This window comes from Pseudomonas sp. 9.3L, from assembly GCF_058536285.1.
Map to the genome: position 1 here is coordinate 3,817,380 of NZ_JBZUBK010000001.1, position 19,860 is coordinate 3,837,239.

General features: G+C 63.8%; 15 protein-coding genes. 1 reads left to right on the forward strand and 14 read right to left on the reverse strand.

Annotated features, from left to right (window positions below):
- Positions 1 to 10 precede the first annotated feature (10 nt).
- From AC4LE2_RS17660 to AC4LE2_RS17725, 14 genes are all read right to left on the reverse strand, one after another.
- Complete coding sequence (locus tag AC4LE2_RS17660) at positions 11 to 1,042, reverse strand: FecCD family ABC transporter permease (protein ID WP_491827014.1); 1,032 nt, start codon at positions 1,040 to 1,042, stop codon at positions 11 to 13.
- Complete coding sequence (locus tag AC4LE2_RS17665) at positions 1,035 to 2,024, reverse strand: FecCD family ABC transporter permease (protein ID WP_491827016.1); 990 nt, start codon at positions 2,022 to 2,024, stop codon at positions 1,035 to 1,037. The genes AC4LE2_RS17660 and AC4LE2_RS17665 overlap by 8 nt, the downstream gene beginning before the upstream one ends.
- On the reverse strand, positions 2,021 to 2,908 hold the full coding sequence (locus AC4LE2_RS17670; protein ID WP_491827018.1) for an ABC transporter substrate-binding protein: 888 nt from the start codon (positions 2,906 to 2,908) through the stop codon (positions 2,021 to 2,023). The genes AC4LE2_RS17665 and AC4LE2_RS17670 overlap by 4 nt, the downstream gene beginning before the upstream one ends.
- A gap of 13 nt (positions 2,909 to 2,921) precedes the next feature.
- Positions 2,922 to 4,784, reverse strand: a complete 1,863-nt coding sequence (locus AC4LE2_RS17675) for an IucA/IucC family protein (protein ID WP_491827019.1) — start codon at positions 4,782 to 4,784, stop codon at positions 2,922 to 2,924.
- Positions 4,781 to 5,560: an HpcH/HpaI aldolase family protein gene (locus AC4LE2_RS17680; protein WP_491827021.1), complete on the reverse strand. Its 780-nt coding sequence runs from the start codon at positions 5,558 to 5,560 to the stop codon at positions 4,781 to 4,783. The genes AC4LE2_RS17675 and AC4LE2_RS17680 overlap by 4 nt, the downstream gene beginning before the upstream one ends.
- The gene (locus tag AC4LE2_RS17685; RefSeq protein WP_491827023.1) at positions 5,554 to 7,419 is read right to left on the reverse strand and encodes an IucA/IucC family protein; all 1,866 of its coding nucleotides are present in this window, start codon (positions 7,417 to 7,419) and stop codon (positions 5,554 to 5,556) included. The genes AC4LE2_RS17680 and AC4LE2_RS17685 overlap by 7 nt, the downstream gene beginning before the upstream one ends.
- An 11-nt stretch (positions 7,420 to 7,430) precedes the next feature.
- Positions 7,431 to 8,861: a DHA2 family efflux MFS transporter permease subunit gene (locus tag AC4LE2_RS17690; RefSeq protein WP_491827025.1), complete on the reverse strand. Its 1,431-nt coding sequence runs from the start codon at positions 8,859 to 8,861 to the stop codon at positions 7,431 to 7,433.
- Positions 8,858 to 10,063 carry a type III PLP-dependent enzyme gene (locus tag AC4LE2_RS17695; protein ID WP_491827027.1) on the reverse strand — a complete coding sequence of 402 codons (1,206 nt, stop codon included), beginning with the start codon at positions 10,061 to 10,063 and terminating at the stop codon, positions 8,858 to 8,860. Before AC4LE2_RS17695 ends, AC4LE2_RS17690 begins: the two co-directional genes overlap by 4 nt.
- A complete protein-coding gene (locus AC4LE2_RS17700; RefSeq protein WP_491828167.1) occupies positions 10,056 to 11,825 on the reverse strand; it encodes an IucA/IucC family protein in 1,770 nt (589 codons plus the stop codon). Before AC4LE2_RS17700 ends, AC4LE2_RS17695 begins: the two co-directional genes overlap by 8 nt.
- Before the next feature lie 82 nt (positions 11,826 to 11,907).
- Positions 11,908 to 13,299, reverse strand: coding sequence for a diaminobutyrate--2-oxoglutarate transaminase (locus tag AC4LE2_RS17705; RefSeq protein WP_491828168.1), 1,392 nt, complete (start codon positions 13,297 to 13,299; stop codon positions 11,908 to 11,910).
- Between the two features lie 168 nt (positions 13,300 to 13,467).
- Complete coding sequence (locus AC4LE2_RS17710; RefSeq protein ID WP_491827029.1) at positions 13,468 to 15,906, reverse strand: TonB-dependent siderophore receptor; 2,439 nt, start codon at positions 15,904 to 15,906, stop codon at positions 13,468 to 13,470.
- A gap of 65 nt (positions 15,907 to 15,971) precedes the next feature.
- Positions 15,972 to 16,922 (reverse strand): FecR domain-containing protein, encoded by a 951-nt coding sequence (locus AC4LE2_RS17715; RefSeq protein ID WP_491827031.1) that lies wholly within the window; start codon positions 16,920 to 16,922, stop codon positions 15,972 to 15,974.
- Positions 16,916 to 17,428, reverse strand: a complete 513-nt coding sequence (locus AC4LE2_RS17720) for a sigma-70 family RNA polymerase sigma factor (protein WP_491828169.1) — start codon at positions 17,426 to 17,428, stop codon at positions 16,916 to 16,918. Before AC4LE2_RS17720 ends, AC4LE2_RS17715 begins: the two co-directional genes overlap by 7 nt.
- Positions 17,429 to 17,670: 242 nt before the next feature.
- Positions 17,671 to 18,132, reverse strand: a complete 462-nt coding sequence (locus AC4LE2_RS17725; protein ID WP_491827033.1) for a PA2169 family four-helix-bundle protein — start codon at positions 18,130 to 18,132, stop codon at positions 17,671 to 17,673.
- Between the two features lie 411 nt (positions 18,133 to 18,543).
- Here AC4LE2_RS17725 and AC4LE2_RS17730 point away from each other — a divergent pair, with 411 nt between their 5' ends.
- On the forward strand, positions 18,544 to 19,839 hold the full coding sequence (locus AC4LE2_RS17730) for an MFS transporter (RefSeq protein ID WP_491827035.1): 1,296 nt from the start codon (positions 18,544 to 18,546) through the stop codon (positions 19,837 to 19,839).
- Positions 19,840 to 19,860 lie beyond the last annotated feature (21 nt).

Genomic DNA, 19,860 nt, shown 5'->3' on the forward strand with positions numbered 1-19,860 from the left:
GTAAAGCGCCTCAGTGTCGCTGTTTGATCAATAAATAAAGAAAATACGGCGCGCCGAACACGGCCACGAAAATACCGGCGGGCACGTCCAGCGGTGACCAGAACGTCCGGCCCACCACATCGGCCAGCATCACCAGGTTCGCCCCTACCAGGGCGGCCATGATCGCCTGGCTGACGAAGCCGGGGGGCACCAGCCGCCGTGCAATGTGCGGTGCGATCAGCCCAACGAAGGCCATGGCGCCGCCCCAGGCAATGGCCGCGCCGGCCAGCACTGCGCTCACGCCCAGCAGGGCCGCCCTCACCTGCTGCACCCGTGCACCCAAGCCTTGCGCCAGGGGCTCACTCAGTTGCTGCACCATAACGTGCCGTGCCAAAGGCACCAGCGCCAGCCACCCGATCAGTAGCCACAGGGCCAGGCCTTTCACGGCGGCCCAGTCGGCACCGTAGACACTCCCGGTCAGCCACACATACGCAGACAGCGTGGTGGTAAGCGTGCCGAACACCAGCATGAAGGTAGTCGCTGCCCCCAGCACCGCAGACACGCCAATACCGATGAGCACCAGCCGCAACGGTGATACGCCCCGTTTCCAGGCCAGGCCATACACCGCCAAAGCGGCGGCCCCTGCCCCGAGCATGGCCGCCACGGGCAGATACACCAACCCCCAACTGCCAGCCAAGGTGCCCATGTACCCTACGGCCGCCGCGCTGGCTCCACTGCTCAAGCCCAGCAGGTCAGGTGACGCCAGCGGGTTACGCACCACCGCCTGCAGGATCAACCCCGACACCGCCAACGCAGCACCGATGAGCGCGGCCAGCGCCAGCCGAGGCAGCCGCAGCTGCTCGATGATAAAGCCCAGCCTGATATCGCCCTGCCCCATCAGGCTTGACCACAGGGTAACGGGTGAAACAGAGACGGAGCCCAGGCTCAGGCTAAGCAGCATCACGCCGAGGGTGACCAGCCCCGCCAGGCACAAGGGCGCCAGGGACGCGCAGGCCAGTGGCCGCGAAAACCCACCGGCGCGCACCGCCGTGAGCTTATCCATGACGGCCCCCTTGGCGTGCAAGCGTGATGAAGAACGGGGCGCCCAGCAGCGCGGTCATCACCCCCACCGGCACCTCCTGAGGCAGGATGACAACGCGTGCGACTATGTCGGCGAGCAACAACAGGCTGGCGCCGAGCAAGGCACAGCCAGGCAGCAGTGCTCGGTGGTCAATGGATACCAGCCGCCGCGCTATGTGCGGCACGATCAAGCCGATGAAACCGATGCTCCCCGCCAGTGCCACCGCGCTACCTGCCAGGATGATTACCAGCGCGCCCAGTTGCAGGCGGATCAGCCCCGTGCGCTGGCCCAGCCCGGTGGCGATCTGCGCGCCGGCGTTCAATACGTTCACCTGCCCACCCGACAGGCAGGCCACCATCAACCCCAAGGTAACGCACAGCAGCAAAGGCGCGGCGCTGGCCAAGGCTCGGGCACTCAGCGAGCCGGCCAGCCAGAACAGCACGGTGTCCAGGCCTTGCTGATCAATGACCAGCAGCGCCTGGCTGAGCGCCGTGAACAGCGCACTGATGGCTGCGCCCGCCAACACCAGGCGAAGCGGGCCTTGGGCGCCGTGCCCCATCGAGCCCACTGCCCAGACCAACCCACCGGCGACCGCAGCGCCCAGAAACGCTACCCACAGCCAGTGCTGGGGCGAATTCAGGCCAAACAGCGAGATACACAGAATGAGCCCACAGGTGGCGCCGGCGTTGATGCCAAACAGGCCGGGTGAGGCAAGCGGGTTGCGGGTCATGGCTTGCATCAAGGCACCGGCGACCGCCAGCCCGGCGCCCACCGCCATGGCGATCAGGGTGCGTGGCAACCGGCTGGTGGTCACCAGCACCTGTTGCAGGTCAAGCGGGTCACTGCCCAAGAGCCCCGCCCACACGGTGGCAGGGGAAATCCACACCGGCCCTACCGACAGGCTCAGGCCGGCGCATAGGATCAGCAGGGCGAGGCAAACGGTCATCTTGAACGCAACGTTCATACGGCACGCTCGGCCAGCAGGGAGCGCTCGATGTCATCAAGCATACGGTGGGCACCGAGCATACCGCCGGACAGCACCCAGGCAACGCCGTCTACCCACCACACCTGCCCTGCTTGTGGTGCGTCCAGGCGTTGCCACAGCGGGTGAGCGCTCAGTGCCTGGTATTGACGGCGGCCTGAAGCCGCATCGCCATGACCGAACACGAAAAACACATCGGCGTTCACCGCAGGCAGGCTTTCGCGGTTGGTGATTTTTACCGACACCCCAGGCGCGTTTGCGCTGTACGGGCGCCAGGCAAACCCAAGCTGGCTGAGCACCGTGCCTGCAAAACTACTGGGCAGGTAGGACCGCAGGTGGTCGTCGCGCAGGTCCAGCACGGCCACCGTCAACGGCCAGTGCGCCTCGTACCTGGCCTGCAGGCGCGCCTTCAGGTGGGCCACTCGCGTAGCCCACGCGGCCTGCAACGCTGAGGCTTCTACCTGTAAGCCCAGGGCGTCGGCCATCACTGAAAGGGTGGTCTGGAATTCGAATACTTCGTCGAGCATCACCGTAGGGCACAGGCGCGACAGCACGCCTGCCACCCGCTCATGGCGAAACCGCGACCCCACGATCAGGGTGGGGCGCAGCCACGCGATCGCTTCCAGGTCGGGCTGGGTTTCGAGCCCTACGTGGGGCACCCCCGTCAAGGCAGGGCGCAGGTACCGGTACATGGGTTTCTCGCTCCATGAATCCACCACCCCGCCGGGGGTAACCCCAAGCGCCACCGCTGTATCGGTAGCGCCTTGGAACAGGGTGACCACCCGCTGCGGCGTTTGCGCCCAGGCCGGCAGCCACGCAGCGCCCGCCAGGCCCGCCGCCACGCGCAAGAGGTGGCGGCGTGGCACGCGGGCGGCCACCTCACCCCTCAAGGTCAAGCCTGCGCAGCGGGTTGACCACGCGCCCCTTGCCGAACGGCATGCTGCCAGGGCCGCCACCTCGCTCGATCATGGGGCGCAGCAGCAGTTTTTGTGGCCAGTCGGTGGCTGTAAACAGGTGATCGTGGAGCAAAGCGCGGGTAGCGTCATCGAAGGCAATGGCGTTGATCCGCGCCTCCAGCGTATCGCGCAATACGCGCCAGCCCTGTGAGGCCGGTACGGCATACACACGCTCGATGGTTTCCACGATGGCTCGCAAGTTCACCTCGATGCCCAGGGTTTGGAGCCAGAAGAGTAAATCCTCGGGGCGGTCGTGGTACAGGGTCTGGGCATGGCCCTGCTTGATCCGGTAGACAGGGTCGAGCAAGCCATTGCGTTCGAGCCAGGGCACATACAACCGCAGTGAATCATGGTCCCGCAACAGCAGCCCCTGTGCGTGGCCGCCCTTCCATACCAAGACCGCGTTCTGCCCGTGCACTTCGCCCAACATGCCCAGGCGGAACATGCGCAGGTTCACGTCGAAGAAGGTCGTGCACAGCTCGCCCAATAGCTGCAATACCGACGCGGCCGTGGGTGCCAGCCCGCGACAGTGCATCCAGTCGTCGAAGAAATGCCGGTCGCTACCGGGCAACACCGAGCCCAGCGCGGCCATGGGGATCAAGCGGTAATCGCTCTCCAGCAGTGCGGCAGGGTAACGCCGCACCAGGGCAGACAAATGCCGAGGCGCCTCGTCGAACAAGGTAGCCCCCGCAGGCATGTACGCCCACCAGCGGCTCTCGTCGCACAGGTGCAAGGTGTCGCGCAGTACCGAGTCACGCTCTCGCCCCTGGCGCAGCAGGGCTTCGCTCTTGTCGGCGTTGATCATCTTCACCGCAGGCAGGTAGCGGGAAGCACCGAGGGAATACACGCTCATCGGCAGCTTGATCTGGTCGGTGGCCGAGGCAGCGCAGGCCAGGGAGCGCAGCGAGGACGTGGGGTAGAACTCGCCCTCATTGAACGCCAGCGTACGGCAGTGGCCCTGCTCGAACGCCTGGCCAAGCAGCGCTGGGAGTGTATGGGTCAGCTGCCACGGGTGAACCGGCAACGCCACATGGCTGTGCTCCAGGCCCGCGTGCCGTAGCTCGTCAGCTAACCGCGCCTGCTGCGCGGGGGTGAGGATATGAGCCGCCGGCAGGCAGTCGGCCAGGCTATCGACGCCCTGGCCAAATACCAGGCTGCCTTTGTCCACCGCCACCCAGTTCAGGCGCACGGGCTGGGCAAACTCGGCCTGATAGGCCTGGTATTGAGCATCGTCCAGCCCTTGCTTGGCCTTGGCCAACGGATGGAAAGGGCGGTCGCGCAGCGAAGCCCAGCGCTCCATGGTCAAGAAAAAGTCTGCGCCGGTCTTGGCCAACAGGCCTTCAGGGCTGACGTTATGGGCCAACGCCATGGCGGTCTGCCGCACGCTGGTTTGCAGCACGTCCATGAACAAGGCAATACCCGGGCCGGCCTGATCCAGCTTCATGCCTTTGAGCGCCAGTGCCATAAAGGCTTCGGGCGTCAAACCTACGGCGCTGTCCCCTTGCATGGCAAACACGTGGGTGTCAGGGACTTTCTCCCACGCTTGAGTAATGCCCGGGCGCAGCGCGATGGCCAGGCAACGTTGCTCCATATCGTCGTAGCACCATTCCCACACGCGCTGGCGTGGATCACTGAGGGCGAACGGGGAACGCGGGTGGGCGGCGTGCCAGCGGTCGAGGGTCAGCAGGCCGGGCGTGATGTCGCCGAAAAAGTGCTCGGCCAGCAGGCAGTCGATAAGGTCTTGCATCACCAGGTCAGCGGCGATTGAAGCGTGAGCCGTGTTCATGTCAGAAGTCCTCTGTCCGAGGTCGCGGCCAAGGTGGCCTGAAGGGCACGGAACGCGATGCCGCGCTCGTCGCCCAGTACGAAAGCAGTGACGCCACGGGCACGCCATTGGGCGTAATCACCGGGCTTGCGGGGAATGGCGCAATACGGCACGTTCGCCGCCTGTGCGGCCAGGCAAGTTGCACTCAGCGCCTCCTGCACCTGGGGCTGGTCGATACGCCAGGGCATGCCCAGTGACTGCGACAGGTCGGCCGCCCCTTCGAGGATCATGTCCAGCCCAGGAACGGCGGCCAGCGCTGCGGCGCAGCGCACGCCTTCGGCGCTTTCGATCATCGCCACCACCATCGTCTGCGCGTTGGCGCGCTCCACGTAATCGACCAACCGGGCCTTGCCGAAGGAACCGGGCCTGCCCGCGTTCAGGCTGCGCTCGCCCAGAGGGTGGTATTTGCAGGCCCTGACGGCGGCGGCCAGCGCCTCTACCCCCTCCACCCTGGGCAGCACGATGCCTTGGGCGCCGCCATCGAGCAGGCGCAGCAGGTGTTTGGGGTCAAGGTCGGGTACGCGTACCAGGGGCGTGAGCGCATAGCTCTCCGCGGTGCGGACCATATGCTCCACGGTTTCTGGGTTGATGAGCACGTGTTCCAGGTCGATGATCACGAAGTCGTACCCCGCTTCGGCGATCAGCTCGATGGAAACGGCAGACGGCATCGACGCGATCAGCCCATGCACGGTTTCGCCAGCAGCCAACTGGGCTTTAAGCCGGTTGGTTCTCAGCATGACTGCGGTCCGTGGGGGCGCAGCGGGTTGGGCACAGCCTTGAACCGGCGCTCGCCGTCCCCCAGCAGGCGCCGTTGGGTCAGCGCTTCTACTTCGTAGGAGGGGGCGAACAGGTCGAACAGCGCAAACCGCTCGGCGTGCTGAGGGTGCTGGTGCTGGTAGTCGAGCACCACCTGAGCGGCCATGGCCCAGAAATCATGCTCCGCCAGGTCATAGTGCTGGCGCAGGAAAATGGCCATTTCCCCAAGGCACACGAAGAAAAACGCATCGCAGGAGAAATCACGCACCGCGTTCAGGTCGCAGGTAAGGATGAAGGAGTTACGGTTGATACGCGCATGGCTCTCAGGCAGCGGCACCAACTCGGGCGCACGCTCAGGCCGCGCCAGGTGCTCTGGGCTGTAGCGCACACCGTCGTGGAAGTCTTTGAGGGCAATGCGCTCAGGCCAGCCGTCGCGATGGATCAGTACGATGTTCTGGCCGTGCGATTCCATACCCACGCCTTCGGCGTACAGCATGTGCACGATGGGCGCGATGCTCACCCGCAACAGCTGTGCAACCCAGGCGTGTAAACCATAACGGCCGATCCAGTGATCGATGAACGGCGAGGCCTCGCCGCCCCCATAACGGTGCTCTATCTGGCTCAACCCATTGAACGCCACGCCCTGCTCGCCAGGCCGCAGGTAGGTGGCGAGGTTTTCCCGCCAGATGGCCCCCAGCGTGCCGTAGGCCTGGGCCTGCCGGCTGGCGGGCAACCGGCTGTAGTCGAAGCTGACCCCGGCCACCTCGCCCAGGATCACGAAACCCAGGGCCTGGGCGGTGGCGTCGGAGCGGATCAAGCCCTGTAACCAATCGGTGATGATCGGGCCATTGAGTACGGTGTGGTGGGCCAGGATGCGCGTGCTGGAGGTATTAGTGATGCTCAACGCCAGCTTCACATAGGGCGCGGCGGGCTGGCTCACATTCGCCAGGGTGCGGATGGACTGCTGCGCGCGGTAGTCGGCACTCGACACCCCGCAATACACCAGATAGCCGGCCACCAGCTCGGGGTGGAACGTGGGCACGATCACCTCCTCCCATTGCCACGGGTGGACCGGTATCAGCCAGTAGTCGGCCAGGGTGCGCCCTTGCTCGGCCAAGGCTGCCGTCATCTGTGCCCACTGCGCCTCCCCCACTGCCTCGCGGCTGAACGCGGTTGCGTCCAGGTGCCTGGAAAAGCCGGCAGCCCCGTACTCACGTGCGATGCCTAGCCACACCACGGCGATCGGCTCTCCAAACTCAGGGCCGTAGCGGCGGTTGTGCTCCAGGGAAAACCCTATGCGCGACTTGTAGCAGGGATGGTAGCTGTGCGCGTCCATGAAGTGACGCTCCAGCGCATCGGCACCCAGGGTATGAGCAGGCGCCACCGGTTGGTAATGCTGGCTGCGGGACTGCACATCCTTGATGAGGGTGTGCTCCAGCTCTTGGGTGAACCGCGCCATGTGGGGGCTGTGCCCCGCCTCACCGAGCAACTCGGAAAGGGCCAGGTGCAGGCTAGGCCAAGTGACCTGCCCCTGCGCATCGATACGCTCCAGGGTGGTTGGGTCCAGCCGGATGATCTCGAAGCTGTCGCTGCGCAGCCCCTGGCAGCGGTAGCGCACCGGCGCCAGTGCCGCGTCTTGCCCGGCCAGGGTGAACAGGTGGCGGCCTGGGCCAATCGCGTCTATCTGGTACTCCAGCACCTCTTCGTAGAGCAAGGTTTGCAACAGTTGGCCCATGACCCGTTGCGCCACTTGGTGGTATAGGCCGGGGGCTGCCAGGGTTAACCAGGCGTAGGCCGGTGCGGGCGTAACGGGGCGGTGGAAGGCAGTTAAAGACGTCATAGAAAGGGACCTCACGAACGGTGATCGGGCACGGCTTGCCGCAGGGCGGCCGTGCCTTGAGAAGAAGGAAGAGGAAAACGCCACGCCAGTGGCAGGGTGAACAGGATCAACACCCCTGTGGCGAAGAACACCTGGCCGATGGCCGTGGCAGTACTGGCCTGGCCAGCCGACCAAGTATCGCCGGCGCTCACCTCAAGCCAGAGCGAGGCCAGCACGATGGCCAGCGAGGACAGCAACCGGCGCGAGATGTTGTTCATCGCAGCGCCCTGGGTCACCAGCGCCTCGGGTAGCACCTCCAGCCCGGCGGTGGTCACCGGCATGTACGACAGCCCAAGCCCGGCGCCACGGATTGCCATCAGCAGACACACCAGTGGCATGCCGATGTCGTGGTCGAGGGTGCCCAGCGCGAAGGTGGCCGCGCCGGTGAGCACTAGCCCGGCAGACACCACGCCGCGCGGGCCGTGGCGGTCCAGCAGGCGACCGCCCCAGTGACCAAATGCACTGGCAGACAGCGCGGTGCACAACAGGGCGATACCCGTCCAGAACGGGCTGTGGCCCATTACGATCTGAACCAGTAACGGCACCAGCACCAGGCACTCGAACATGCCTACCGATTGCACGACGGCGATGATCACGCTTGAGCGGTAGCCCTGGAGGCTAAAGATACGTAGCTCCAAGAGCGGTGCCGGGTGGCGCAACTCATGGCGAACGAACGCGGCCAGGCAACCAAGCGCCACCAGCAGGCCCGCCAGGTTCAGGGGGCTTGCCAGCGCCTCAAGGTGGCGCAGCTGCCCTACTGTGAGCATCAGCACGCCGATACCCCCTGCTACCAGCAAGTAGCCTTTGAGGTCCAGCGGCGTGGGCGCACCGGCATCGCTGTCGGGCAATACCCGGCTGCCCATCCCCAAGGCCAGCAGGCCGATAGGCACGTTCACCAGGAACAATCCGCGCCAGTCGTACCCCGCCAGTACCAGGCTGCCGCACAGCGGGCCAACCGCTGGGGCAAGCATCACAGCCGCGCCCCAAAGCCCGGTTACCCGCCCACGCTCGCCCTTGGGGTAGACCGCGAAGATGATTGCCAGCGACAACGGAATCATCAGCCCGCTGGCCACGCCTTGCAGCACGCGGGCTGCGATCACCGCCTCGATGGAGCCCGCCAGCGCGCCGAACAGCGAGCCGGCCACGAACAGCCCCAACGCGCACAGGTACAAACGCTTGCGCCCTACCCGCTGCGCCATGTGGCTGGTCAAAGGCATGGCCATGCCCATGCTGACCATGAACGCGGCCACGATCCAGGTGGCCAGTACCGGGCCCAGCGAAAACGCCTTAATGAACGCTGGCAACGCAGGGTTGAGGGCGCTGTTGTTCAAGCTCACCGTGACGGTGCCCAACAGTACGTTGACCACCACCAGCCAGCGCGGCGCCAGACGCGGTAGCGTCATCGTTCACCGCCCTGGCCGCCCACAAACAGCAGCTCAGGCCTCGGGTGACAGAGGAAGTCGGCATGGGAGATGTTGTAGCCATAGGCACCGGCCAGCGGCAGTACCAACAGGTCACCCACGGTCACGTCCGCCAACGGCCAGTCCCGGCTGAGCACGTCCTTGGGGGTACACAGCTGCCCCACCACCGTCCATGGCGTGGGTTGGCCCGTGGTGACTCGGCCAGCGCTTGGGAGGTGAATCACCGGGTGGTCATGCCCCTGCGCCACCGGCAGGCGGAACTGATGGGTGCCGCCCCGGCACACCGCGAAGCCTTTGCCATAGCTGTGCTTGGTGTCCAGTACTTCAATGGCGTAGTAACCACAGTAGGCGCTGATAAAACGCCCCGGCTCGAAGCGCACCACGGGCGCATCGGCCTCGGCCTGCAGGCGCTGCCCGAGGTAACGGCATAGCCTGGGCCAATCGAAACGCTCGCCCTTGAGGTAATCCACGCCAATGCCGCCACCTACGTTGAGATGAGTGATGCACTCGGGCCTGCTGGCCAACGCCTTCCATTGCGACCAGCGCGTGAGGTACAGGTCGAGCAACTGCTCGTGGCGGTGGACGTCCAGTTGATGAGACAGCGCATGCACATGGAAGCCTTGCAGGCGCAGGTGGCTGCACTGTTCGACCCGGCGCACCGCCTCGACGACGTCGCGTTCATCCAGGCCAAAGGGCGTTGGCGCACCGGCCATGGCCAGGCGGCTGGACACGTTCGGCGGCAGCTCGGGGTTAATGCGGATGAAGACCCCCTGTACCCGCCCCAGCGCGTGGGCAATGCGCTGCACGCGCTCGATTTCGCTCAGGCTTTCCAGGTGAATCGCCTCGACCCCTTTCGCCAAGGCACGGTGCAGGTCCGAGTCCAGCTTGCCGGGCCCTGAGAACACGAAAGGCCGGTCACTGGCCGCCGCCTGAAGGCGATCCACCTCACCCCCCGAGGAAATCTCGAAGCCGTTTACCAGCGGGGCGAGGGCCTTGAGCACGGGGGGTTCACTGTTTGCCTTGATGGCGTAATACAGCTCTACGCCAGACGGCAGAGCGGCCATCACCTCGCGTACATGGGCAACCAGTGCATCAAGGTCGTACACGAACGCGGCCAGTGGATCACTGTGTGCAGCCTTGGCCTGTGTGATAGCACTTAACACGCTTGCGGGCAGCTTATTCATTAACGCCTCCCGTGGCCCACGGGCTGGGCAGGTCCACGTAGGCGGCATGCCGGTCTGCCTGAGCCGCCAGGCGTACCTTGAGGTTGGTTTTGCAGGCAATCACGCCGCCGGCCAGCAAGGCGTCGAGCTCGGGCGCCGGCTGTACGAGTTCGGCGCGAAGGGCAATCAACTGGCGCTCCACACAGGCCCACATGGCCTGGGCCAGTGACGGCCGCTCCCAGCTCAGGGCCAGCACCGCTTCGGCCAGGTTATTGACGAACAGGCAATAGCTGATGCGTTTCCACCCCTGCGCCCGGCTATAGGTAAGCGAGCGCTGCACCTGTTCGGGCAGCCCCGGCTCGAGGTGGCGCACGCCTAAGTCGTCGGTGAGTTTCACGCCTTCGAAGTCGCGCAGCAGCAGGTGCGAAGGCTCACCCTCGGCATGGACCAACACGGTGTTCTGCAAGTGCGGCTCCATCACCACACCCTGGTTAAAGAACAAGCACAGCACAGGGCGCAACAGCAATGCCTGGTAGCGATTGAACCATGCCAGCAGGTGCGCGTCCGTGACCGGCTGCCCGTGGTACTGGTGCAGGAAAGCGTGAACCAGCGGGCGCAGCCGCAGGTCGCGGGCGAACAGGGTGCCAGCCATCAGGCAGGTGTGGGCTGGTATCTGCTGGCAGAAGTTTTCCCGCAGGATCGCCCCGGTTTGTTCACGAAACCATTGGGCGTCATCAGGGCTGGCATCGGCCGGGGCCCAACTGACCGCAGCGGGCTCTCTTACCAGCGCGGCGCCCCCGAGCGTAGCCGCCTCGTTGGCCTGTAGGCGCAGGAACAGCCGGTCGATCACCAGTGCGCTGTGCAGCTCGTACCAGGCGTTTTTACGCACGCAATTGGTAATGCGCACGTTCAGCGAGCCCTTGAGGAAGTAGGGCTGGCCTTCGACATACCAAGTGCGCATGGAGGCCGTGGGGCTGGCCAAGGCGCCTTGAGCGCCGAGGTCGGTCAGGTGCCCGCTGGCCAGTAGCTGCTTCACCCGCGGGTCGGCCATGAACAACTGAGCTTGTACCGGGTGCAGGCTTAACACTGCGCGGCCCTCGGCGGCCAGGCGCTGATCGGCCACGCCCGCCAGTGCGTGGCTAGGGTCCAGGCCATTGGCGTGAACCTCAAGGCCGGCGCGGGGCACCTCGAACAGGTGCAACCGCGCCTGAGCGCCAAACTCGGGGGCGTAGGTTTCCTGGGCCAAGTGGGCCGGCCATTGCCGTGCCTTGGGCGCGGGGTGATTGGGGTGGCCAAAGTACAGGCCCTGCTCACTGGCCAGGTAATCGCGCCAGGGGGCCGCTGCCTGGCCCGCCAGTTGATGGGCCACAATGGCCGTGATCACCGCCTGGCTTTGCATTACCTGCTCGCGCAGCTCAGGGTTTTGCGCATGCGCCATGCACTGGCAAGCGTCCAGCAGTTGCGCGGCGAACTCGGCGAATGGCGGGCAGCCCCACGGGCCATCGTTGATGCGCGAGTACACATCGCTGAGGTAGCGCTGGCTACCAAGGGGGCTTTTGCGGTCCACCAGCACGAAGAATTGCCGTTGCTCGGGCAGGTCGATGAGCAGGGGCAGGCCACCGCCCTGGGTCGCTCGCAGGTACCCCACCGGCGCAATGCCGCGTACGTGGGCCGGCCAGGCATAGGTGACGCGGTGTTCGGGAAGGGCAAACTCTTTGAGCAGGCAGTTGAGCAGCCCATGGGTGGCGGCCAGCTCTGCGACCACTTGAGCTGTTCTGGCCAGGTTATCGTCGGGTAGAGACACGGGTGCGTCACTCACGGGAGCGAGCAAGGCGTAATCGGTGGCGGCGTGCAGCCGCGCCGGCTTAACCACGGGCTTCACCCAGCGCCACGTGCAGCGCCCGCTCGAAACGCACCAGCACTTCGGCGCACTCCTGTGGGCTGATGACCAGCGGCGGTAACAAGCGCACTACGCTGCCCTCGCGCCCTCCTCGCTCCAGAAGCAGCCCGTGTTCAAAACAATGCTTCTGGATCAGGGCGGCCAGGTGGGCGTCCATGGGGAAGGCCCCCAGTGCATCGGCGGGCTGACGCTCATCGACGATCTCAAGGCCCAGCATCAGGCCGCGCCCGCGCACCTGACCAATCGCCGGGTAGCGCTCGGCCAGGGCCGCAAAATCGTGCATCAAGCGTTCGCCGCGCTGGCGGGCACGCTCGGCCAGGCCGTCGCGTTGCAGGATGGTCAAGGTGGCAAGGCCGCTGGCCATCGCCATCTGGTTGCCCCGGAAGGTCCCGCTGTGGGCACCGGGTTGCCAGGCGTCCAGCTCACGGCGAATGCCCAGTACCGCCAGCGGCAGGCCGCCGCCGACCGCTTTGGACATCACCACGATGTCAGGCTCGATACCGGCATGCTCGAACGCGAACATCGTCCCGGTACGGCCAAAGCCTGCCTGCACTTCGTCCAGGATCAGCACGATACCGTGGCGCCGGGTGACCTCACGCAGGGTACGCAGCCAGGCATCGGGGGCCGGGTTGACACCGCCTTCCCCTTGCACGGCCTCGACGATGACGGCCGCAGGCAGGCACACGCCGCTCTCCACGTCCGCAATAAAGCGGGTGAAGTACTCGCACATTACCTTGGTAGCGGCCTCGCCTCCCACACCCAAAGGGCAACGGTACAGGTGTGGGTAGGGCATGAACTGCACGCCCGCCATCAAGGGCCCCAAAGCGTTTTTAGGGCCGTGGTTGCCGCTCACTGCCAAGGCGCCGTGGGTCATGCCGTGGTACCCACCGCTAAAGGCAATGAGGTTGCTGCGCCCGGTGAGGGTTTTGGCCAGCTTGAGCGCGGCCTCGACTGCATCGGCCCCTGAAGGCCCGCAGAACTGCAGGCAATACTCGCGCCCTTGGCCTGGCAGCAGGGCCAGCAAGGCTTCACTGAAGCGGTCCTTCACCGGCGTGGTGAGGTCCAGGGTATGCAAGGGTGTACCGGAGGCCAGGAAGCGGGTCAGGCTTTCGATGACTTCGGGCGCGTTATGGCCCAGCGCAAGGGTGCCGGCGCCTGCGAGGCAATCAAGGTAGCGCTTGCCTTCCACATCCGTTACCCACACACCCTGGGCCTTGGCGATGGCCAAGGGGAGCTTGCGTGGGTAGCTGCGCACGTTCGATTCAAAGCGGGCCTGGCGTGCCAGGTAATGGGCATTGTTCAACACAGCCGCCGCTGGCTCGGGGTGAGCAAGCGGGGCAATTTTTTCACTTAGCATGGTGCGTTCCTCTTTCTGTTCGAAGGCCATCAGCAGCCTCCGGAAATGGGTCATGCACTCATCAGTAGGTGATACATCACGTAACAAGCGGAGCGCCTCAGCGGCGCCCCCGTCATCCTTGAGCCTTTGTTTATTCCATTAGGCTGCCCCGCGTGGGGCGTTTAACGCTCAGAAGCCCACAGTGGCAGACACCAGGTAGGTTCTAGGGGTAGAAAGGGTGAGGCCTGGCTCGCTGTCATCCGATGCACCGGCCGACGCCCAGAAGCGCTTATCCAGCGCGTTCTCTACGCTGGCACGCAGGGTGACGGCCTTGCCCTGCACCTTGAAGGCGTAGCGAGCGCCGATGTCCAGCCGCTGCCAACTGTCGATTTCCTTGGTGTTGGCTTGGTCCAGGTACTGGGAGCTGGAGAAGATCCCGCGGCCGGTAAGGGTAAAGCCTGGCAAGGCAGGTACGTCCCATTCTGCGCCCACGTTGACATTGAATTTGGGCGTGGCAGGCGCCCGGTTACCGTCGTAGGTGCCGCCGGCGGTGTGGGTCAGCTCGCTGTCGATGTACATCACGCCGCCGAGCAGGCGAACCCCTTTCAACGGCTCGCCGAACAGGCTCAGCTCGACGCCATCGTTCACCCGCTTGCCATTAGGCCCGAAGGTACGGGTAACGGCGTTGGTTTCATACGCGGGCTGTTTGATACGGAACGCGGCAGCGGTGATGGCCAGGGCGCCCAGGTCATACTTGGCCCCTACTTCTACCTGGCGGCTGATGAAGGGTGGGAAGATCTCATCTTCGTTGTTCGAGGTGGAGGGCGCGATCTTGCCCTGGCTCAGGCCTTCCAGGTAGTTGGCGTACAGCGACAGCTCATCGGTGACCTTGTACAACACGCCCGCCGACGGCGAGAATTTTTCTTCATCGTAGGCCGTATCGCCTTTCACGCCGTCTTTCCAGTCGTCCACTTTCACGCGCTGCCAGCGGCCGCCCAGGGTCAGCAGCAGCCTGTCATCGAAAAAGCCCAGCGTGTCGGACAGCGCCACCCCGGTGAAGCGGTTCTCGGTATAGACCTTGGCGTCCTTTTTGGTGATATCGCCCGGGGTTGGTGTGGTTACCGGGTCGTAAAGGTTGCTGGCTCCTTCGGCATAGCGGGCACCGCCGTTGGTGAAGTCCATGTAGAAGTAGCTGGCGGCCAGGTTCACCTCGTGGCTGACCGGGCCGGTCTGGAACCTGTTGCGCACACCTGCCGTGGCGGTGCGGACGCTTTCGTCACGTGCGAAGTCCCGCGGCTGTACGCGGAAATCCCCGGCGTCATTGGTGACCGACACATTGTGCCGCAGGAAATCATGGTCGCTCTCACGGGCGCCCACGTCGCCGTACACCATCATGGAATCACTGACGTCGAACTCGCCGCTGAAGGTGCCGAAGGTGTCTTCGGTCTGCGCCTTGCTCCAACGTTGAGCGTAGTTGTCCCGCACATGGTTGGCGCCTGGCACCCGGGCGTTGGCGCCTACCTGCACGCGTTCCTGAGGCGCGTCGGTGTCACGCTCGGTATGCCCAAGGTCGGCCGACAGCCGCAGCCGGTCGCCGCGAAAATCCAGCCCCAGTACCGCCATCTCGCGGTCGATGCTTTGGTTGCCCCAGCGGGTATCACCTGCCTGCTTGACGGCGTTGAGGCGCAAACCGAACTGGTTGTCTTCGCCGAAGCGGCGGCCTATGTCCACGGCACCGCCCGCCTGGCTGCCCGAGGCGTAGCTGCCGGTGAACTCGGAAATGGGCGTATCGGTAGCGCGCTTGGGCACTACGTTGATACCGCCGCCTACGCTGCCGCGCGGGGAAATGCCGTTGATGAGCTGGCTCGGGCCCCTGAGGATGTCTACCCGGTCGGCCATTTCCATGTCGATGGAATACGTCGGCAACACTCCATACAGCCCGTTATACGCTACGTCACTGTTGAACAGGCTGAAGCCACGGATGGTGAACTGCTCGTAACGCCCGCCTGCAGGGTTGGTGGTGCGCACGGCCGGGTCGTTGGCAACCAGGTCCCCCAAGGTACGTGCCTGCTGGTTCTTGACCGTGTCGCTGGTGTAAGTAGTCATGCTGAAGGGCGTGTCCATGAAGTCCCGCGCCCCTAGCAGCCCTTGTGAACCACGGCGTGCCACCTGGCCGCCCGCATAGGGCATACCGGCCGTGTCGCTGGCAGCACCGTAGGCCCCGGTGACGGTAGTAGGGGCAATTTCAACCACATCGCCTTGGTGCGGCACGGCTACTAGCGTATACGCACCCTGCCCTACGGCCTGCAACTGCAAGCCAGTGCCGGCCAGCAACGTAGCGAAGCCGCTTTCCACGCTGTACTCACCGGAAAGCCCGGCGCTCTGGCGACCATTGACCAAGGCAGGGTCTACCGACAGGCTGACGCCCGCCTGGCTGGCAAACCGGGTAAGAGCCGAGGCAAGGTCGCCTTTGGGCACGCTGTAAGGGCGGGCGCTGGCCTCGGCAAACGCCACTTGTAACGGTAAGGGCATAAGGCCGAGCAGCAGGCTGAGGTACAAGGTACGGCTGGACAACGCCGAAGGCTTGCGGCCAGGAAGCGGTAACGAACAAGGGGGCCGTGCGGGCATGAACGGAGGCTCTTTGGATGTGCTTACCTCCCCATGACAAGCGAGTCGAAAAAAGGGGACAGCCTTCATGCAATTTTTTCTCGCGGCATCACTGTGGCCCAATAGCGTGTGCGCCACTGCACCGTCACCGGCAAGGTACTGGCCAACAGGTGCAGTACGTGGTCGGGGTTATCCACGCGAAAACTCCCGGTCACGCGCAAGGCTTCCAGTTCGGGCCGCCAGCGCAGCACGCCGGGGCGATAGCGGTCCAGCTCCCGCAGGAAATCACCCAATGGCTGATCCAGGGCCACGATCACGCCGTCGCGCCAGCCAGGGCGCCTGACATCGAAGGGGGTAATAGGGCCTGCGCCGGCGTTAGACAGGCGCACACGCTGCCCGGCACGTACCACCCGCGGCGCAGCGCCGGTGGGCTGAATGTCCACGTAACCCGAAAACACCGAGCACTGGCAGTGGTCGCCCTGTTGGTAAAGCCCAACCTCTCCTTCGTGAAGCAGCACCTCCCCCGCGACGGTGCGAATGCCGATGGGCGCTGTACCGACCTTGCGCACGGCAATCTCGCCACGTAGCAGCGTCAAGCGGCGCTGTTGCGCGTCGATGTTCACGGCCGTGGCCGTATTGAGCTGCACGACACTGCCGTCTGCCAACGTGATGAGGCGGTGCTCGCCGGTGCCGGTAGTGACATCCGCTCGCCAGGTATCGAGTGGTAGCTCGCGCGTTACCAGCCAGCCCGCGGGCAGGGCCATGGCCAAGCCAAACACGCCTTTGAGTACCTGACGGCGGCTGGAAGGTGGCCGGTCGAGGCTGGCCATCGCCAAGGCCGGCGGCAATGACTGGAACCGCCCCTTGAGCGCCAACACCCGCTGCCAGGCCAACTCATGGGCCTCATTGGCCTCACGCCAGCGCTGCAACTGTGCCAACTCCTGCTCAGTGGCCTCGCCGGCCTCCAGGCACACCCGCCAGCGGGCCGCTGACCGGGCGACACGCTTGGCGTCCTCGGCAGGATCAAGCGCTAGCACAGCTCTACCAGCAGGCAGTGCTCGTAGGCTTGCGCCATGTAGCGTTTAACGGTGCGCTCGCTGAGCGCCAGGCGCTCGGCGATCTCGCGATACCCCAAGCCTTCGAGCTGGCTGAGCAGAAACGCCCGGCGCACCGCCACTGGCAACCCATCGAGCAGTTCATCCAGCGCATGCAGCTGCTCAAGCACTTGCCAATGCTGCTCTGGCGACGGCGCACAGTGCTCCGGCAACTGTGCAAGCGTTTCCAGGTAGGCCTGCTCCAGGCTGCGACGCTTGTAGTAATTGACCAGCAAGCGCTTGCCGATGGTCTTGAGGTAGGCACGCGGCTCCTGCAGCTCGGCAACCGGCTGGGGGCTGGCCAACACGCGAATGAAGGTATCCTGACTGAGGTCGGCCGCATCCCAGGCGCTGCCTACGCGGCGGCTGAGCCACTGCTCAAGCCAGCCGCGGTTGTCGTGATACAGCGTGTTGAACGCCCGAGCGTTCGACCCCGCAAGATCGATCATCATCGCCATCCTCAAATGTGAATGAGATCGATTATATTTTATAAATAGCGTTCTACGGAACCGTTACCTGGGGGGGATACGGTTATTTGCCTCCAAGGCAGCGGCACATGCGACAGAGGGAAGGGCAATGACTTAGCGGGTTTAGGCGGCGACGTGTTGCTACGAAGTCTGTGGCGGGGGAAGGGCTTGTGTCTCGGGAGGAAGGCCAGGGCAGCCCATAGGGTACCGCCCCGCAAGGGTGCTTACTTCTGGGCGCGAGCTTGGTCGCGCAGCGCCTTAACCTTGTCGTGGTTGCGCATCACGCCGTCGAATTGCTTCTGGATAACAGCACGGACGTCTGCAGTGATATCAGTGTTTTCCAGTGCTTTTTTGTAGCTCTTTTTGGCCACATCTTCACCGCGCTCGGCTTCGTTCAGCAGGGCTTCGTCATCCTTGCCCGTAACGGCCGACTTAAGGTCTACCCAACGGCGGTGCAGGTCACCGGCCACGCTGGTGGTGGTCTCGGGATCGCCGCCCAGTTGACGAACCAGGCCCTGTAGCTCGGCCGCAGCGGCAGCGGTGTCGCCAGCAGCGCTGGTGAAGATCGCTTTCAGTTCAGGGTTCTTGGTGTGTTCGGCCAGATCCTTGAAACCGGCTTCGCCATCTTTAGAGGTTTCGATCAGGTCGTTCAGTACGCTGATGTTTTCTTTGTTTACGTCAGTCATCGTGTATCTCCCAAGTGGACGGCCCTGTGGGCCCTAGAGGCAGCCATGTACCAGCGCTTGTAATCTATTCACTGCGTTAGGGGGCACCGTCTGGCTTGGAGTTCAGTTTTTTCTAGGGGTGCTTGGATTGACGTGACACTGACGTGGCCAGCACCATCAGGCAAATGGGCGATGGCCTTATCGTCGAAGCAGGTGTAGCGCCGCTTGTGCCAGGGAATCGGGCTAACCAACAGGCTGCGCAAGATCGGGGCGAGTTCGACCTGTAGAAGTGGGTCATCCACAGGCTCTGTTGAGAGCGGACGAGTTATCCCCTTATAAAAAGAAGCGTTCGCTCGATAAAGCATTCAAGCCATGTATTCAGCCGCGGCCCTATAGCTTGTCCTCATTGCCATAAAAACAAGGAATGAGCACATGCGACTAGGTTGGTATTCCGATCTTACCTCCACCGAAAAGCGTACCTACTGGGCGTGTTTTGGCGGATTTACACTCGACTCCATGGACGCGACGATTTTCGCGTTAATGATGCCAGTACTCATGACCGTCCTAAGCTTAACCAAGTCCGACGCTGGCCTTCTTGGCTCCGTATCGCTGATTGGTAGTGCACTAGGTGGCTGGGTTGCGGGGATGCTGGCTGACCGTTACGGGCGCATCAAAGTGATGCAGGGTACTGTGCTTTGGGTTGCGATATTCACGTGCATGGGCGCGCTCTGCACGGGCTTCTGGAGTTTTTTGCCTGTTCGTTTTTTACAAGGCATTGGCTATGGCGGCGAAGCAGTCGTAGGCGCAGTGCTGATCAGCGAAGCAATCAAACCCGCTTTACGCGGCCGAGTCGCGGCTTCGGTTCAGAGTGGGTATGCGGTTGGCTATGCGATCTCCCTCGCCACCATGCCGGTATTGTTCAATTTTCTGCCTGAAGATATTGCCTGGCGTGCGTTTTTTGCGATTGGGTTGCTCCCTGCGCTGCTGATCTGGTTTATCCGCAGGCTGGTTCCTGAGTCTTCAGCATTCAACCAAAGTCGCAAAACCTCCACAGGTATTGACATCAAGGCCATTTTCGCAAAAGAGCATCGTCGAGTAACAATCATCAGTACCATCTTGGCCAGCGGGATCTTTGGTGGGGCTTACATCATGATCACCTGGCTTCCCACTTATATGCGTACTGTATTGAATCTTCCTATCGCTTCCACATCTGGTTATCTGGCAGTGAACATCATCGGCTCCCTGATCGGGCCCTTTATTTACGGCCTGCTTAGTGATCGGATCGGCCGGGGCAGAGCCTTCATGGTGTTTCTTTTCTGTCAGGCCGTGGTCGTGTCGATTTACATGTTTGCGCGTCTTCCCATGAATGTCATTCTGGCGATGGGCCTACTATTAGGCGCGTTCCAGGGAGGGCTCGCTTCCGGCTTACCCCTGACCTTCTCAGAGCTTTATCCAACCCGTATGCGTGCCAATGGCGCAGGGTTCTGTACAAGCTTCGGCCGCGGCTTCGGGTCGATCATGCCTGCCGCGGTAGGTTTCGCCTCTGTTCATATGAGTTTGCCTGCTGCGATGGGCACCTTCGCAATCAGCTCTTACCTGATAGGCTTTATTGCAGCGCTTTGCCTACCCAACGCCACAGGCGCAGACCTGACGGCCGCTGACACTATGGCGCCAAGCCCCTCCGAAGCCAACACTGCGATAAGTGAAAGGTATAGCACTACAAGCTGAACGCATTATCCTCGGGTGGCC